Origin of the sequence: Rhizobium hidalgonense (assembly GCF_002914525.1) — a bacterium.
Lineage (GTDB): Bacteria > Pseudomonadota > Alphaproteobacteria > Rhizobiales > Rhizobiaceae > Rhizobium > Rhizobium hidalgonense.
On sequence record NZ_LODW01000074.1, the window covers coordinates 1 to 15,517 of the forward strand.

The window sequence follows — 15,517 nt, forward strand, 5'->3', positions numbered from 1 at the left end:
ACGAGTAGAATCAACACCGTGCGCCTTGTCCACCAAATTTAAACCGGACAGCAGTGGCTCAAGGCCTGGAATGACGGAAAATGAGGGTGCGTTTCCGCCCCACTCGCCGGCGGCGCGGCGCCTCGCAAATCGCGACGATTATCGGCTTTGGCATGACGCAGTGACAACGCGGGTTGCAGTTGTGCCAAGAGCCGCCATTCCGCCCCATGCCGGTGATCAGATCACGAATTCCTCCTCGTATGTCTGTGGCTCCGGAACGACCGTAACCTCCACCGGAATGATCCAATTGGCCGCGTAGCTCTCGCAATCGGAACGCTGGAGGTCGGGCTGCACGCGCCCCGCCCCATCGATCGCGCGACATTGCAGTGTATATCGCCCCACTTCTTCAGGGGTCCACATGTACTCCCACAAGCGCCATGCAAAGGGACGTTCTGTTTCGAGGAGCCTTGCCTCGCGCCAGCCCCGGCCATCTCCGGTGCAGACCTGCACCTGCCGGATAGGAGCCTCTCCGCTCCAGGCGGCACCGAAAATCCGGTACGGTTGGCCGACGCTGAGATGCGCCCCCTGGACGGGACGCGCGATCTGCGCTTTGACCTCCATCTCCGCAAGGGGGACCAGCGTGGGTTCCCCGAGGCTGCGCTCCCAACGGAAATAGTCGCGCGCCTGCCAGTAGCCAAGGAACGGTTGTTCCACAACCGTGATATCAGTGATCCACTTGACCCAAGCCATGCCGAACCAGCCACCCACGACCGCGCGTAGCGGGTAGCCGTGATCGCGCGTCAACGGCTCGTCGTTCATCGAATGGGCAAGGATCGTGCTGTCAGCGATGGCCTTCTCAAGCGGCAAACTGCGCGCAAAAGCGATGGGGCCGGGAGAAGCCGTTTTCTTGTTCGAGTCGACGATGCCGCTGTCGGCGCCTGCGAGCAGAACCTCACATGCGGTTCGCTTGACGCCCGCCATTTCCAAAATCTCGCGCAGAAGAACACCTGTCCACGCGGCATTGCCGACGGCTCCGTTCTGCCACTGCAACCCCTCCCTCGGCGGCTCATAGTAGACGCGCCCGTTCCCTGCGCACTCGACGACGGCGGTGAGAGTCGTGCTCCGCATCGCCTTGATGCTGTCGAGGTCAAGTTCGATCGGCCGCTCCACCGCCCCGCCAACGCGCAATCTCCAGTCTCGCGCATCGAGGTTCGGCGACGGGAAATGGTTTCGCACGAAAAACTGTTCGGTCGGGATCAGCCAATCGGAAAGCGACGCAAACGGAAACTCGATATTCGGTGGGGATTTCTGTCGAACGATTAGACTGGGTTGCTGTGGTATCGGCATCTTCCTCGTCTTCCCTTTGAAGAGCACAACGTCGGCTCTCGGTCGCGCGAATTCCGGTACGATCACACCGCCCCTCGCAGCGCGTCTGTCGCATCCCGTCTTCAGGCGCATCCTAGAGCCTTTCCGGGTTAGATTGAATCATTCTGTTGGCTCAAACGGAGTCGGATGGTCGACCGGCCGGCGCGCGTCGTAGCAAAGCTCTATGGCCAAGCCGGCCGGCCGATCAGCCGGCCCGTTTCAGCCAACCCTCGCGCAGATTTGCATTGGCAAATCTGCAAGACTCAGCAACCGCAGGACGCACTGATCGCTTCGGCCGGGCATCTCTAGCCAGGATCAAAGGCGATCGGCTCGGACGTGCCTTGGGTATGCCCATCGCCAATCGCCTTTGCCCTGACGAAAACCTGCTCCGGCAGAATGCTTCAATCTAACCCGGAAAGGCTCTAGCACATACCGCACGTCCTCGGATCGAGCTCGTACGGCAGCAAAAGCGGCCGATCTCAGACCTCGGCGGCAAGAATTCTGATGCCCGCTTTTCGTGTTGGGTGTCCCGGATCAGCAGGCGATTGTCCTTGGCGGGCACTGGGGCAACAGATCATTCCGGTTGTTTGATCTCGATAGGGCTTTTCATGATGATTTCATGATGCGGGAACGGGATAGAGACACCAGCTTTCTTGAAGGCATCCCACAGCGCCATCAGGACTTGTCCACGAACATTTGTCAGCCCGTTCGCTGGATCCGAGATCCAGAAGCGAAGCCGAAAGTCGAGCGACGACGCGCCAAAGCCGGTCAGCCAGCAGACGGGCGCTTTATACTGATTTGCGACCCGGGGCACCGTCGATGCCGTCGCAATGGCGATCCTCACGACTTGATGGGGATCGCTGTCATAGGACGTTCCGAAGTCGACGTCTATTCGTACATAATCACTCGAGAACGACCAGTTGACCACCTGCTGCGATATAAAGTCTTCGTTCGGAATGAGGTACTCCTTGCCATCGCGGGTGATGACAGAGACAAACCGCGAGCGCAGGTCACGGATCGACCCGAACGTGTCGCCAAGGGTGATCGTGTCACCCGGTTTGATCGACTTGTCGATCAAGATGATAATGCCGGATATGAAGTTTGATACCACTTTTTGAAGGCCGAAGCCGATTCCGACGCCGACTGCGCCTGAGAAAATGGTCAGCGCCGTGAGGTCGACCCCGGTCGCCGACAACGCGATGGCTCCCGCGAATATGATCAGGCTGATCTTGATGAATTTGCTGATCAATACCTTGATGGAAGGCGACAAATCGGCCGACTGCTGAACCCAGTGGGAAAGCATATTGCCAATGAGGACGGCTATCCAGATCAAGGCGATCGCCAACGCGAGGGCTTTGAGCACAAGCAGAAGTGAGAGTCTCACCGCACCTAAATTAATCGCGAGCCCGTCAAGAGCAGATAGAACCGGGCCGTCAAGACCGACCGCATAAAGAGCGATATAGCTCCAACTGGCGATCGCGACGGCGCGTGACAGGGTAGGGTTGCGGATGATTTTGGTGAGGACGGAGATGACGAACCATGCTGCTGCCAGCGTCAGGGCCGTGGACACAAGCCAGCGTTGTGAGGGCCAAGTGCTCTTGCTCAACACGACGTTTGCGAGCCACAACCACCCCACAAGGAAAAGCCACATCATCCGGCGCATGGGAGCAATGATGACCCGAAGCAGGTCTGGATTGCCCTTGATCTGGCGCGCCTTTGCCTCCATCGCAGGCTCTGTGCGTGACGCAAGCAGGGACGCAAAACCGTAGCCGGCGATGATGATCGCAAGCTGAAAGAACGTCCATTCGTTCAGAATGAATGTCGTCAGCCACTGCTCGGCGATGTCGGTCATCTGCCTGATATTCATGATGATGATCCGATGAATGTCAGCTAGATAAAACTATCGCATGAGTTTAATTCATTTGCAGGCAACAAGCACCAGCGTTCCTCAGAAGACTCAATGATTTACTATGACCTCAGCGTCGGAGAGATGGGCGCGTATTGCCGTTTCGACCGATAGCGCTGTGACAGAGATCGCAGAAATGCGCCGCCAGCGCATATCCGTTGATCAAGTCCTCGAACGCGTCGGGATTGCCCCGCCCGCTGTCACGTCTCCGGCAGGCCAGCCTTTCGGAAGCCGTCGACAAAGTGGTCTCGTACAGATGCATCGCGTAGCGGCTGGGAGCTGAGCCAATGGCCGATCGTGAAATGAGGGTGGGCGATCAGGAACAATTCTGCTTCCCGCCGTGCCTCCTCACGGTGGCCCAACTGCGCAAGCGCAGCAGCCAGGAATTTGCGTGAGTTGGTACGATACGTGTCTTTCCTGCGCAGTGTGGCGGTTGCCGCCTCATAGTCACGCGCAGCATATTGCGCCTGCCCAAGATGACACAGGTACCAACAGGCTGGATAGGGATTGAGCCGAAGAGCTTTTTCGATCTGCGCCAGTCCGTCGGCAATCCTGCCGTCCAGCACGGACATATCCGACATGGCGGCCCAGGTGTCGGCGTGGTTGGGGTCCAGTTCCAGGGCCCTGGCGAAGGCGGCCTCCGATTCCTCCCATCGCCGCTCATAAGCCAAAATGGTCCCCAGAACATAACGGCAGCCGGCATCGTTGGGATCCAGGTCGACCGCTTTCTGCGCCGATGTCGTCGCCATCTTCCGGTTGGGATCTTCGGGCTCGCCGAAATGAGTCCAGGCCAGCCAACGGTTATAGGCGAGCAGGCCGAGCGCCTCGGCATATGATGGTTCGAGCTTGACCGCGCGCTGGAGCAGCATATAGGCCTCACGCTCGGTTTGCGGCGACTCTTCCGTCAGCAGGCGGGCGCGCACACACAGATCGTAGGCCTCGAAGTTCTTCGGCCGATTGCGCGGCGTCGGGATGGTCAGCCGGCCGACGAGGGCTTCAACAATCTTGGCGTTAACTTCATCCTGTAATTCGAAAACATCTTCCACCGTCCGGTCAAATCGCTCGGCCCACAAGTGCCCTCCGCCAAGCGCGTCGACCAATTGGGCATTGATGCGGACACGGCCCATTGCTCGTCTGGCGCTCCCCTCAAGGACGTAGCGGACGCCGAGTTCCTGGGCGACCAACTTTACGTTGACCGGCTTGCCCTTGTAGCCGTAGACGGAATTGCGCGCGATGACGAACAGGCCAGCCGTACGGGAAAGGTCGGTGATCAGGTCTTCGGTCAAGCCGTCGACGAAAGGCGCGTCCGCTTCATCCCCACTCATATTCGTGAACGGCAATACGGCGATCGAGGGATTTTCCGGCAGCGGCAATATGCTCTGCAGCGCATCCGGCCAATGCCACACGTGGACCGGGCGGGTGAGGTTCTTCAGGTAGCGTTCGCCTGCATCGAAGAACCGCTCGTCGATCTTGCCGAGGATCTCGCCGTGAACGCCGCCTGAAATGCAGATGCCTCCCGGCGCGGCCTGTCTCTCGAGGCGCGCCGCGACATTGACCCCGTCACCGAGGACGTCTGAACCCTCGTCAATGACATCTCCCAGATTGACGCCTATACGCAAAAGCAGGCGCCGGTCTTCGGAAGCCTCGACAGCAGCGGTGGCCCGTTGCATTTCCAACGCTGCTGCGACCGCTTCCACGGCGCTGCCGAATTCGATCAGGAAGCCGTCGCCCATGACCTTGAAGATGCGACCTTTGTGGCGCATCACAGCCGGCTCGATGATGCCGGAACGGAGTTCCCTGAGGTTATCAAGCGTTGCGACTTCATCTGCCTCCATCAGGCGTGAATATCCCACCACATCGGCAACGACGATGGCGGCAAGGCGACGCTGAAGAGATTGATCCGTCATGTGAGGACAATCCTAACGACCAAATTAGCAAGTTATTGTTCAACCGCGGGTGAGTCAACAAATGGTAAAGAGTTAATGTCCAGCGGTTCTTGAACGTCTGGTGATGGGCGGTGAACGGCTGGTCGCAAGCGGCGGTTTCCGCTGAGGAGAGTGAAAAGCGCGCGCTTCCTCCCACCCTCCGTCGTCCTCGGGCTTGACCCGAGGACCCACTCCGGCGTCTTCGGCTGCGGCCATGGATTCCAGGCTCAAGGCCTGGAATGACGGAGGTTGAGGGTGCGTTTCCGCCCCAAGCTGGCGCGGCAGCCCGCAAGTTCACGCCCAATGACTTGTGGGAGTAGCTTCAGAGTCTCTGGATGGATCGTTTTGGATGCGTCTGTAGCCCCGCTGGCAATTCGAGAACAGCTCCTGCGTCCGTCAAGCGTTCTCGAACTGAACCCCTCTGGCGCCTTGCAGCGGTTCAGGGCATCCTATGATGGCTGAAAATTGTTTTAATGGCAGTTGGAGGAATGCCGATGCGCTGCTTTACCGTGCTTGGACCCTCGCAGACCGGAAAATCAACAGTCGTGGAAAAACTCGGCTCCCTGGAGGGGGCGCCGAGAAAATCCAGGTCCCCTTATGGATTGAACCTCACAGAATTCACCTTTGGAAACGAGGCGTGGTGTGCGCTGGATGCGCCGGGACCCAACGAAGCGTTGGCGCATGCACAGCACGCGCTCCTTGCCAGCGACGCCTGCATCCTGTGCGTTTCATCGGCACCCGAGGAGGCTGTGCTCGCCGCGCCCTATCTGCGGATCGTCGAAGCCTCGGGGACGCCGTGCATCCTCTTCGTCAACCGAATGGACGAACCGAGGGGGCGGCTGAGGGACGTGATCGCCGCGCTTCAGGACTACGCCAACCACACGCTTTTGCTGCGCCAGATCCCGATCCGCGAGGGAGACAGGATCGTCGGCAGTTGCGACCTGATTTCGGAACGGGCCTGGCGCTACCGGGAAGGCCAGGCTTCGGCGCTGATCGCAATCCCCGAAAACGCCGCCGAGCGCGAGCACGAAGCGCGCAGCGAGCTTCTGGAACACCTGTCCGAATTCGATGACTGGCTTCTCGAGGAACTGGTCGAAGATCGCGAGCCGCCCAGCGACGCCCTCTACGCCATTTCATCGCGGGTTCTCCGGGAAAACAGGATTATTCCAGTCCTGATCGGTGCCGCGGGTCACGGCAACGGCATGATGAGGCTGATGAAGGCGCTGCGCCACGAGGCGCCGCCGGTAGAGATTCTCAGACAGCGCCTGGCTCGTGCGGGCAATGTCGATGAAAACAAGCTGACCGCCGTGAGCTTCCATGCCTATCATCGTCAGAATATCGGCAAGACGGTGCTGGTGCGGGCGTTTGGCGACGGACTGCGGCAAGGCGCATCACTGGGCGGCTCCAGCCTCGGCGCCGTGCAGGATCCCGCAAACGGACGCTCCAGCTCGGCGATCACGCCTGCACCGGGGGATGTCTTCGCAACAGTCAAGTCCGACCACTTGCCCGTCCCGTCGCTGTTGACATCAGGCGCGACGGTCGCCCCGCCCGAATGGACCGAGCCACCGACGCCGATGCTGGAAAGGATCCTAGTCCCGGGCAGCGAACGCGATGAAAACAAGCTCTCCGAAACGCTGGCAAAACTTTCCGAGACGGATCGCGGTCTCGTCGTTTTGCAGGAGGAAGGCACGGGCGCCCAGCTCGTCCGCGCCCAGGGCCCGGTCCATCTGCGCGATCTCTGCCGGACCCTGTCCGAGGTCTTCCACATCGAGGTCACCGATCGAACACCCAGCCCGATCTACCGCGAGACAATCGCCAAGCCCTCCGAGGTTCACTACCGGCATCGCAAACAGACCGGCGGTGCCGGGCAATTCGCGGATGTGAAGCTGAGCATTCACCCCAACGAGCGCGGCCGGGGCTTCACCTTCAGCGAAACCGTCAAGGGTGGCGTCGTTCCGCGCAACTACATCCCTGCCGTCGAAGCAGGCGCGCGCGAAGCGATGGAGAAAGGGCCGCTCGGATTCGAGGTCATCGATGTCGGGGTAACGCTGTTCGACGGTCAACACCATGCCGTCGACAGTTCGGAACACGCCTTCAGGACTGCGTCGAAAATGGGAGTGCGACAGGCGCTTTCCGAAGGGGCGGCCGTTTTGATGCAACCGGTCTTCCGCAGCGAAATTCACATTCCGTCGATCTATTCCGGCAGCCTCGTCCAGATCGTCTCCGCTCTCAAGGGTCAGGTTCTCGGTTTCGACCGGGATGAAACCGCCAAGGGATGGGACATCTTCCGGGCTCTTGTTCCCGGCGGCGCACTTGACGATCTGGCGCGGGCGCTTCGCTCGGCGACGCAGGGCATTGGCTACTTTTCCAAGACCTTCGATCACTTCGAGGAGCTATACGGCAAGGAAGCGGACGCCATCGTGAGGGCACACGAGGGACAAGGCGTCGCACACTGAAACGTAGCCGCTGGATGCGGCCGAGCGGGCACTGCTCGGATCCTCGAACTATCTCGGGTGCCGCAACGCGGTCGGTCTCGACCACCGGCTGCGGCAATGCCGCGGCCATCGGGCCTGGATTATTCCTTCGGCGGCCCGCCGCGGCGCTCCAGCGCCGTCTTGCGGATGGTCTCTGCGATCTCCGGACTACTGCTCGACAACATCTGGAAATCCACGGCGTAGAGCGACAGCAGCGATACCTCGGTTGCTGCGCTGACCGTCGCCGAGCGCGGTTCGCCGCTGATCAGCGCCATCTCGCCAAAGAAGTTTCCGGAACCGAGTTCCACTGGATGGTCGGGTGTGGCCACGGTGACCCGCCCCTCCACAATGAAGAACATCTGATCGCCAACATCGCCCTTGCGGCAGATCACGGCACCTGCGGGGACAATGCGCGGTCGCAACGCCCGAACGATCTCGATCAGTGCAGCGGAGCCAAGCTTCTGGAACAGGGGTACGGCAGCGACCAATTGCCAGTTGCGAACGAAGTCTTGGCGGCGAACCTCTTCGTAGAAGCCGGTGGCGAGGATGCCGGCCCAAAGTGCAAAAATACCGATCCCGCTCATCATCACCAATCCGGCCAGAACTCGACCTGCAAGGCTCTGCGGGATCTCGTCACCGTAGCCGGTCGTCGACAGCGTCACGACCGCCCACCACATCGCCTGCGGAATGCTGCCGAACCTATCGGGCTGGACGTCTCGCTCGATGATATAACCGGCCAACGCAGCGCCAAAAAGGACGATGCCGAACACCGATGTCACGCCAATCAGATTGCGCGATTCATTCGCGACCACCTTTGCCAGCAGCCTGAAGAAGGTCGAGTCACGCAACGGCTTGAGAAGCCAAATGGCACAATAGAGGTTTCGATCACGGGACCCAACGAACAAGAATGCAGCAGCCGGAACCAGAACGGCGAGCAAATCGATCACGAGGGCCGGGATCCCGCCCGACAAGCGGTGTCGCCGTGAAAGCAATGTGCCGCTCAATTGGAGGACATAGGCCAGCCAAATTGCCGCAAGTAGCAGCTCAAAGACAAGCCTCTCCTGTCCAGTAAGGCCCTGCGTCGTCAGGGCGGCAACGACCAAGAGACCGATTGTAGCGAACAGCGCGTTGAGCGGCGTCGAAATCTTTGAGAAAGGCACTGCCGACATTACAGACTCCCAACCGCCCGGCATTCGTCGACAATAGATACCTTCGGGCCACACGCAAGGGAACGGGGGACTCGATGGCGTTGTTGACGGCGTCGATGTCGCCTCAACGCATTGATTTCGTGGGAGCGGTGACTTGTTTCTTCAGGATCACTGGTTCGAGTCCGCTCAAGAGCAGCAATATCACCGCTTTACGCCACAAGCGGACATGGCTGGGTTGTGAGATTCACCACAGTCAGGCCACCATTTGCTTTTGGTCTCACCGCTCTACCTCAATCGACAGAGACAGTGGAGGAAGTAGCAGTGCGTATGCCGATCATATTATTTGCCTTTGGCGCGTTCGCCTTGCCCGCAAATGCGATGGCGCAGTCGCCTGAGCTCGAGAATACCTGCAAATCCGTGGCAAAGAGCTTCTTCATGGCCGATCAGCTCGCTATCGGCACCGTGCAATCCTTTCCCGAGTTGAAGCCGCCGGGTGTTCGCATGTCGTATTCGACGCGGCAGGGAACGGCGCCGGCCGAAATGACCGACATATTCGAATGCGAGTTCGACAAGGCGGACAAGCCGCACAATCTGGTGCGCTTCTGCGTGTCAAGCACGTGCTATTCACCGAACGTCGATGACGGCGACCGCAAGCGTCGCTTCGACGAAATGCGCATTCTTCTCAACCGCGCTGAAAAATAGGTTTGCGCCGTGCTCGGCCTGATACCGATCACACCGGCCCATGCGCCGGCGCATGCACCAGCCGGACTTTGGGTGTTGTCGCGGCTGTGCAATCGATATTTGGATTGCAAGATCGGGCTATTTTGTCGGCGCCTATTCAGAGCCTGCGAGCTTCCAGCCGCCGTTTGTCGCGCCCGACATATTCGGAGCCCAGCTTTGTCAGACGGAATTGTCGTTTCTGAAATTCCCCGCGGATCAAGATGAAGCCTTGCTCTTCGGCTTCGCTCAATGTCTTCAGGCTTGTGCCTTTCGGGGGAGACTGCCAGTCCACACCAACGGCGCTGTGCAGCAAGACCATTATCTTGATTATTGTGCTTCTCCATGGTCGATGCCGACAGCCGTGCTGCCGTCCGGTAAAAGCCATTGATTTAAAATAGTTATTTTTGCTGGTCCGGAGTTTCGCAAGAGCTGTTTTATAAGAGCTCCAATGGGCCTGGTCAATTCGATCGCTGATGCCAGCGACTTGGCGCGGGATATCTCCGCGCTACCTCCCGCCGCGGCAATGGAGGATGACGATGAAAATGCAGAAACTCACGATCGCCGACGCCTCGTTGGAGCGTTCACCAGGCCAGCAGGCCGACATTTCCGTCGGCAATCTCGTTGACGAGCGGCATGGCGGGCCGGTCACGATCGGTTACGGGCGCTACGCACCCGGCCAGAGCTTGACCGAAACGATGGCGGTTGACGACGTCATGATCGTTCTCGAAGGACGACTCTCGGTTTCGACAGAGGCGGGAACGGTGAGCGCCGGGCCGGGCGAGATCGTCTACATGCCGAAGGGCGAGACGGTGACGATCCGCTCGCATGAGGAGGGCGCCGTCACGGCCTATGTCACCTATCCCCACTGGCGCCCGGCGCACCCTTGAACGGCCGGCCGAGGCCTCGCATGAGGCTCTCTCAAGCTTTGCGGCGGCTGCCGAGCAGACCGTTCCTTGCCTCGCCGTATCACCTGGAAACCGCTCCCGTCCGTGACGGGATCTAGGGCCGGTTTCCTTGCAGCGCTTCCACGAAACGGATGACGTCACCGACCGTGCCATCGTTGAAGATATCGTTGTGACCCGCACCGTCATAGATCACCATCCGCTTGGGCTCGGGTGCGATCTCGTACAGGGCCTGCCCTGAAGACAGCGGGATGCTGTCGTCAAGCCGGCCGTGGAGGAACAACTTCGGTTGTCTGACCTCGCCTATGTTGAGGTCCGAGCGGAAGGGATCCTTGAGAAGAATTTGAGCCGGGAGGAACGGATAGCGCGCCTGCGCAACCGACAGTACCGACAGGTACGGCGATACAAGAATGACGCCTGCGGCCGGCCTCTTCGCGGCCGTGTTCACGGCAACGCCGGTGCCAAGTGACCGGCCGAGCACGACGATTTTGCTTCCGGTGTGTGCCGATAGCCAGTCGTAGGCGGCGATGCCGTCCGTCAGCAGGCCCTGCTCGCTGGGGGAGCCGGTCGATCCGGGATAGCCGCGATAGGAGATCGCCAGCAATCCAATCCTGCGCGCCGCCAGCGCCTGTGCGAGAAACGCGTAATTGTCGACGCGGTCACCGTTTCCGAAAAAGAGGAGCAGGCAGGGCTTGTCGCTGTCGCCCTTGAGGTACAGTCCCTGAAGCATCTCGCCGTCGGGCGTCTTGACGTGGACCGACTCGCCCCAGCTTGGGTGGTCCGCAGCAGCTGTGGCGCCGGCTCCGGGATAAAGCAGGGCTCGCTGTGAGAAATAGACCAGAGCCACGACCGCCATGTAGGCGATGGCCGCCATCAGCGGCAAGATCAGCAAGTACTTTGTGGTGCTCACGACAGAATGTACCCGCCGGTTTGGCAATGCCCAGGGCGCTTTGCAGCAACGCGGCCTATTACGGCGTGGTGTGCTCGGCATAGTGGCAATATAGGCACAAATCGTTCCCGCGGAGAAGAGGTCGGGAGACGACGATGTCCTCAGCGAAAACCTCGGCGGTTACGCATTTCAAACCGGCAATAGCCCTTCGCGCGTGCCTCTCAGGCTGGGAAAGGGTTTCGCCACGCATCCAGTTCCTCAAGCCGTCCGTACCATTTTTGAATATGCGGGAATTCGGCGAGTGGGATGTCGGCAGCGGATGCGTAAGGAAGTGCAGCTGCCAATGCGAAATCCGCAACGGTCAGTGTCTTGCCGACGGCGACGCTATTGGCGGCCAGATGACCGTCGAGCACACGACCATGGAGCCGAAAACTCGTCTTGGCATCTTCGATCACCGCGACGTCGGGCTCCCCGCCGAACAATGGCTTGATCAAGGTTTCAAACCACAGCGTTGCCCCGTGTCGGGTGAAATGGCTGGCATCCCAGCTCAACCAGCGCAGCACGTCGATCTGACGGTGGTCATGCGGCCAGAAATCCGCTGCGACCGTGTCGGACAGCCTGCACATGATGGCGTTCGCTTCCCATAAAGTTCCGGCATCATCCTGCAGCACCGGGACTTTGCCGTTCGGGTTCAGCGCCAGGAATTCTGCGGTGCGCTGTTCTCCGCTGGCCAGGTCCACCCTGACGAACTCGACGTCGGCTTTCAGAAAACGAGCGGCGGCGCAGGCCTTCCGGGGATTGAGCGTCTCGCAATAATAGAGCTTCATCGCCGCCTCACGCATGGTTCGTCCCTTCGGAAGTTTCCAGAAAAGTGCTCAATCGCTCGAAGCTTTGCGACCAACCGGATTCATGACCCTCCAGTGAGGATGCGCTGGCAAATCCGCTCTGCCGAAAAGTCATTTCCGTGCCTCCATCGCTTTCCCTGAAGGTGATGGTGACGACCGTTTCGGGGCTGTTTTCGCCGGTTGCGGTCTCCCAGGCATGGGTGAAGACAAGCCTGTGCGGCGGCTCGACCTCCAGATATTTGCCGCCGACCCAGTGCTCTTCCCCATCCGGTGCGATCAGGCAGGCGCGGTGTCTACCGCCGGGCCAGGCTTCAAGTTTATCGCCCACCGCCTTGAATCCGTGAGGACCGCACCATTGCGCCAAGGCTTTCGGGTCGGTCCATGCCCTGAAAACCAGATCGCATGGGGCATCGAACCTTCGGACAAGCAGCAGCTCGCGGGGGTTGTCGGTGTCTGTATTAGTCATTTTCGGTTCCCTGTAGCTTGGACAGATAGTCATCGAGACGATCAAAACTTTGATCCCAGAAGCGTCTGTAATCGGCGATCCAGTCAGCAATGGTCTTCAGCGCGGCCGGCTCGAGGATCCGGGGACGCGAATTCGCTTCCCGGCCGGAGCGGATCAACCCGGCCTGTTCCAGGACCTTCAGATGCTTTGATATGGCAGGCTGGGACAGTTCGAAGGGATCGGCGAGTTCGGCCACCGTCGCCTTGCCGTTCGCAAGGCGCGCGAGAATGGCTCTCCTCGTGGGATCGGAAAGCGCGGAGAAAATCGCATCGAGCCTGTCGTCCATACATCACCATCTGGCTATATAGCCTAATGGTTATATTGTGAGCAGCCAAATGTCAAAGGCAATTGTGCAATAGGAGCCTCGAAGACGGAGGCGGGGGCTGTGGCGCCGGCCCCATCCTTCGAGACGCGTCGAGTCTGTTTTATGTAACTCCGTTCTCACAAATCGGCGCCGGCTCCTCTTCCCCTCCAAGGAACAAAATCCGCATGGCGAGGTTGGTCTTGCGATAAGGCACGAAAACCATGGGAGGAACTCATGCGGAAATCTCTTCAGTTTATCCTGATCGGTCTGGCCGGAATGACCGGCTTGACGATCTCGCCAACGATCGCGGCGGCGCAGGATATGGAACTGCGCATCGGCCCCGGTGGGGTCGGCGTCTACGATCGCGATCGTGACCGTGACCGTTACCGTTATGACGGATATGAGCGCCGCGGCCCGCGCGGCTGCGATCCGGGCGATGCGCTCGATATTGCCCGCGGCGAAGGACTTCGCCGGGCGCAGGTCGTCCGCATGTCGCCGCGCAGCATCGTCGTCCAGGGGATGACGCGCCGGGGACCGGAGCGGATGGTCTTTGCCAACCGGCGCGGTTGCCCGGAAATCTGACCCGCCCATGAGCAGCAAGGTAGACGGCCGGGCCTTTAAACGCCCGGCGCGGAACCTTTGGCGGCGTCGGACATTGCTGCCCAGGCAGCGCTCTGCACGGGTCGGCTGCAGTCTTTGAACCATGGGAGGATTTCATCATGATGAGCGGTCAATTGAAGGCGCTTCTCGCCGTTCTTGCCGTTGCCGGCTACCAGAACAGAGACAAGATCGGGGAGCTCCTGCGCGGCATTCAAAACCCCCAGCAGGCCGGTCCCGGAGGCCAGCAGCCGGGTGGGCTTGGCGGCATTCTCGGTGGACTCGCCGGCTCCGGTGGTCTTGGGGGACTGCTCGGCGGGCTGACCTCCGGCGGGATCGTCAGCGGCGGACTCGGCGATCTCCTCAAAACCTTTCAGCAGAACGGCCATGGCGACACGATCGACTCATGGGTCAAACCCGGCCAGAATGCCGACATCAATGACGGCCAGCTCGCCGAAGCCCTCGGCCCCGATGTTGTCAACGAGATCGCCAGAAATACCGGCCTCTCGCGTGAGGAAATCCTCGGCCGGCTGAGCCGCGAGCTTCCGAAGGCCGTCGACGATTTGACCCCGGAGGGGAAGGTGCCCACCGAGGAAGAGGCGTTTATGTCTTCGGCGAGCCAGGCGACCAGCTCGGGGCGACCGAGCAGTTTCTAGTCTTGGGATAAAACGTATAGGTCGCAGCACTTGCGGCAGGCTTTACTCCATCCGCCGTCTTCCCAGGGCTTGCCCGAGGATCCAATGCCGGCTCCATCGGCCGGGGCATGGATTCCAGGCTCAAGGCCTGGAATGACGGAGGGTGGGGAGGTGTTGAGGCCAAACTCTGCCGGTGCGCGATCTCCGCGGTCACCGGCTTCAGTTCGAGAGGTGTTTTCGCAGGAAGATGTAAACGCTGCGGATCGACTTTTCTGCGGCGTCGGGATTGTATTTTTCGATATGGCCCAACACCTTCCGTCCCACGGTGAACTCCGGCGCATCGAAGTCGTGGTACGTACCCTTGTAGATCGTGAGTTCGATCGGCGGGCTGTCGTCACTCAGCTGGGCAAGCCTCTTGCGGCAGCGTTCGGCCGGGCTCCAATTGTCGCGATCGCCGGTCAAGATCAGGATCGGCACCGTCGCATCGCCCTGGCTTGCCGCGCAGACGGGATAGTAGGCAACCGCCGCCTTGAACTTGCGGTCCATCAGCTGTTCGTTGCCTTCGATTTTCGTTCCCTCTAGAGTCGCGGTGCCGCCGGCCGAAAAGCCCATAAGGGCGACGCGCCCGATATCGACAAAGCCTTGTTTCGATAGGAAATTCAAAGCGCCATAGGCGTCGAAGACGCGATCGGGCAGGGGGCTTTGACAGGTGTCCTGGATGTTGCGGGTGGTGAAGCTGTCGACCACCAGCACGGCGTAACCCCATCGGACCAGCCGCTGCGGCCAAAGCTCTTTGATGCTCAAACGCAGGCCGTCGCAGCCATGCAGGATGACGACGGCCGGAAAGGGGCCGTCCCCCTGTGGGCGCGACAAATATCCGAGCAGCGGCATGCCCAGCGGTTGAGAAAGAATTTCGCCTTGTTCGGCAGCCTTGCGAATTCGAAAGGGGCTGAGCTTGACGGGCACGCTTTCGAACCGCACCAGTTCGTCGGCATCGGCGGGCGTTCCGGCGAGCGTGATGCCGAGAAATGCGGCAAGGCAAAGAAAGAGTCTCGCGGCTTTCACGGAACGCCTCCACCGTTCGACCGAAGCCTGCTGATTGTACGCCGGATCTGCAGCCCGGCAAAGCGGGCAGGGCCTTGCGTCGCCGGCCGGGTGAGGCAGGGTGGAGTTTAGCCTGACCCGTGATCGCGGCGGGAGGCCCTTGATCGCCCTGCCATTGTGGATTTGCCACGTAACTTATCCCTTGCTCCGTCTTCCCAGGGCTTGACCCTGGGATCAATGTCCGCTGCTGGGGAGGCAAGGTGGATTCCAGGCTCAAGG

At 60.3% G+C, this 15,517-nt stretch carries 15 protein-coding genes; 5 read left to right on the forward strand and 10 right to left on the reverse strand.

What is annotated here, in order from left to right; all coding sequences use genetic code 11:
• Window positions 1-216: 216 nt before the first annotated feature.
• The 3 genes from ATY29_RS24230 to ATY29_RS24250 all read right to left on the reverse strand — a co-directional run bounded on the left by ATY29_RS24230 (window position 217) and on the right by ATY29_RS24250 (window position 5,157).
• Complete coding sequence (locus ATY29_RS24230) at window positions 217-1,392, reverse strand: sulfite oxidase (RefSeq protein ID WP_280176780.1); 1,176 nt, start codon at window positions 1,390-1,392, stop codon at window positions 217-219.
• Window positions 1,393-1,918: 526 nt separating this feature from the next.
• A complete protein-coding gene (locus ATY29_RS24245) occupies window positions 1,919-3,211 on the reverse strand; it encodes a mechanosensitive ion channel family protein (RefSeq protein ID WP_097537367.1) in 1,293 nt (430 codons plus the stop codon).
• 239 nt (window positions 3,212-3,450) lie between these two features.
• Window positions 3,451-5,157: an adenylate/guanylate cyclase domain-containing protein gene (locus tag ATY29_RS24250; RefSeq protein WP_097537368.1), complete on the reverse strand. Its 1,707-nt coding sequence runs from the start codon at window positions 5,155-5,157 to the stop codon at window positions 3,451-3,453.
• Window positions 5,158-5,669: 512 nt separating this feature from the next.
• On the opposite strand from ATY29_RS24250, the gene ATY29_RS24255 reads away from it, so the two are divergent.
• Complete coding sequence (locus ATY29_RS24255) at window positions 5,670-7,631, forward strand: elongation factor G (RefSeq protein WP_097537369.1); 1,962 nt, start codon at window positions 5,670-5,672, stop codon at window positions 7,629-7,631.
• 119 nt (window positions 7,632-7,750) lie between these two features.
• Here the strand turns inward: ATY29_RS24255 and ATY29_RS24260 are convergent, their stop codons facing one another.
• A complete protein-coding gene (locus ATY29_RS24260; protein WP_003569614.1) occupies window positions 7,751-8,818 on the reverse strand; it encodes a cyclic nucleotide-gated ion channel in 1,068 nt (355 codons plus the stop codon).
• Window positions 8,819-9,118: 300 nt separating this feature from the next.
• Between ATY29_RS24260 and ATY29_RS24265 the strand changes: the two genes are divergently transcribed.
• Complete coding sequence (locus ATY29_RS24265) at window positions 9,119-9,499, forward strand: hypothetical protein (protein WP_097537370.1); 381 nt, start codon at window positions 9,119-9,121, stop codon at window positions 9,497-9,499.
• Window positions 9,500-9,635: 136 nt separating this feature from the next.
• Here the strand turns inward: ATY29_RS24265 and ATY29_RS24270 are convergent, their stop codons facing one another.
• Complete coding sequence (locus ATY29_RS24270) at window positions 9,636-9,836, reverse strand: hypothetical protein (RefSeq protein WP_025415599.1); 201 nt, start codon at window positions 9,834-9,836, stop codon at window positions 9,636-9,638.
• 217 nt (window positions 9,837-10,053) lie between these two features.
• Here ATY29_RS24270 and ATY29_RS24275 point away from each other — a divergent pair, with 217 nt between their 5' ends.
• On the forward strand, window positions 10,054-10,404 hold the full coding sequence (locus ATY29_RS24275; protein WP_097537371.1) for a EutQ-related cupin domain-containing protein: 351 nt from the start codon (window positions 10,054-10,056) through the stop codon (window positions 10,402-10,404).
• Window positions 10,405-10,516: 112 nt separating this feature from the next.
• Here ATY29_RS24275 and ATY29_RS24280 read toward each other — a convergent pair whose 3' ends face one another.
• From ATY29_RS24280 to ATY29_RS24295, 4 genes are all read right to left on the reverse strand, one after another.
• Window positions 10,517-11,329, reverse strand: a complete 813-nt coding sequence (locus ATY29_RS24280) for an alpha/beta hydrolase (RefSeq protein WP_097537372.1) — start codon at window positions 11,327-11,329, stop codon at window positions 10,517-10,519.
• Between the two features lie 200 nt (window positions 11,330-11,529).
• Window positions 11,530-12,150, reverse strand: coding sequence for a glutathione S-transferase family protein (locus ATY29_RS24285; RefSeq protein WP_025415601.1), 621 nt, complete (start codon window positions 12,148-12,150; stop codon window positions 11,530-11,532).
• Window positions 12,143-12,619: an SRPBCC family protein gene (locus ATY29_RS24290; RefSeq protein WP_097537373.1), complete on the reverse strand. Its 477-nt coding sequence runs from the start codon at window positions 12,617-12,619 to the stop codon at window positions 12,143-12,145. The genes ATY29_RS24285 and ATY29_RS24290 overlap by 8 nt, the downstream gene beginning before the upstream one ends.
• The gene (locus ATY29_RS24295) at window positions 12,612-12,944 is read right to left on the reverse strand and encodes an ArsR/SmtB family transcription factor (protein ID WP_003569608.1); all 333 of its coding nucleotides are present in this window, start codon (window positions 12,942-12,944) and stop codon (window positions 12,612-12,614) included. Before ATY29_RS24295 ends, ATY29_RS24290 begins: the two co-directional genes overlap by 8 nt.
• A 252-nt stretch (window positions 12,945-13,196) precedes the next feature.
• On the opposite strand from ATY29_RS24295, the gene ATY29_RS24300 reads away from it, so the two are divergent.
• Window positions 13,197-13,544 carry a hypothetical protein gene (locus tag ATY29_RS24300; RefSeq protein WP_003569603.1) on the forward strand — a complete coding sequence of 116 codons (348 nt, stop codon included), beginning with the start codon at window positions 13,197-13,199 and terminating at the stop codon, window positions 13,542-13,544.
• Between the two features lie 137 nt (window positions 13,545-13,681).
• A complete protein-coding gene (locus ATY29_RS24305) occupies window positions 13,682-14,215 on the forward strand; it encodes a YidB family protein (RefSeq protein WP_097537374.1) in 534 nt (177 codons plus the stop codon).
• A 198-nt stretch (window positions 14,216-14,413) separates the two neighbouring features.
• Here ATY29_RS24305 and ATY29_RS24310 read toward each other — a convergent pair whose 3' ends face one another.
• Window positions 14,414-15,259, reverse strand: a complete 846-nt coding sequence (locus ATY29_RS24310; protein ID WP_097537375.1) for a dienelactone hydrolase family protein — start codon at window positions 15,257-15,259, stop codon at window positions 14,414-14,416.
• Window positions 15,260-15,517: the final 258 nt, after the last annotated feature.

Bases quoted from the DNA above. Each gene is read 5' to 3' on its own strand.
- ATY29_RS24245 (WP_097537367.1), bottom strand. From the start codon at position 3,211: ATGAATATCAGGCAGATGACCGACATCGCCGAGCAGTGGCTGACGACA.
- ATY29_RS24250 (WP_097537368.1), bottom strand. From the start codon at position 5,157: ATGACGGATCAATCTCTTCAGCGTCGCCTTGCCGCCATCGTCGTTGCC.
- ATY29_RS24255 (WP_097537369.1), top strand. From the start codon at position 5,670: ATGCGCTGCTTTACCGTGCTTGGACCCTCGCAGACCGGAAAATCAACA.
- ATY29_RS24260 (WP_003569614.1), bottom strand. From the start codon at position 8,818: ATGTCGGCAGTGCCTTTCTCAAAGATTTCGACGCCGCTCAACGCGCTG.
- ATY29_RS24270 (WP_025415599.1), bottom strand. From the start codon at position 9,836: ATGGTCTTGCTGCACAGCGCCGTTGGTGTGGACTGGCAGTCTCCCCCG.
- ATY29_RS24275 (WP_097537371.1), top strand. From the start codon at position 10,054: ATGAAAATGCAGAAACTCACGATCGCCGACGCCTCGTTGGAGCGTTCA.
- ATY29_RS24285 (WP_025415601.1), bottom strand. From the start codon at position 12,150: ATGCGTGAGGCGGCGATGAAGCTCTATTATTGCGAGACGCTCAATCCC.
- ATY29_RS24290 (WP_097537373.1), bottom strand. From the start codon at position 12,619: ATGACTAATACAGACACCGACAACCCCCGCGAGCTGCTGCTTGTCCGA.
- ATY29_RS24295 (WP_003569608.1), bottom strand. From the start codon at position 12,944: ATGGACGACAGGCTCGATGCGATTTTCTCCGCGCTTTCCGATCCCACG.
- ATY29_RS24300 (WP_003569603.1), top strand. From the start codon at position 13,197: ATGCGGAAATCTCTTCAGTTTATCCTGATCGGTCTGGCCGGAATGACC.
- ATY29_RS24305 (WP_097537374.1), top strand. From the start codon at position 13,682: ATGATGAGCGGTCAATTGAAGGCGCTTCTCGCCGTTCTTGCCGTTGCC.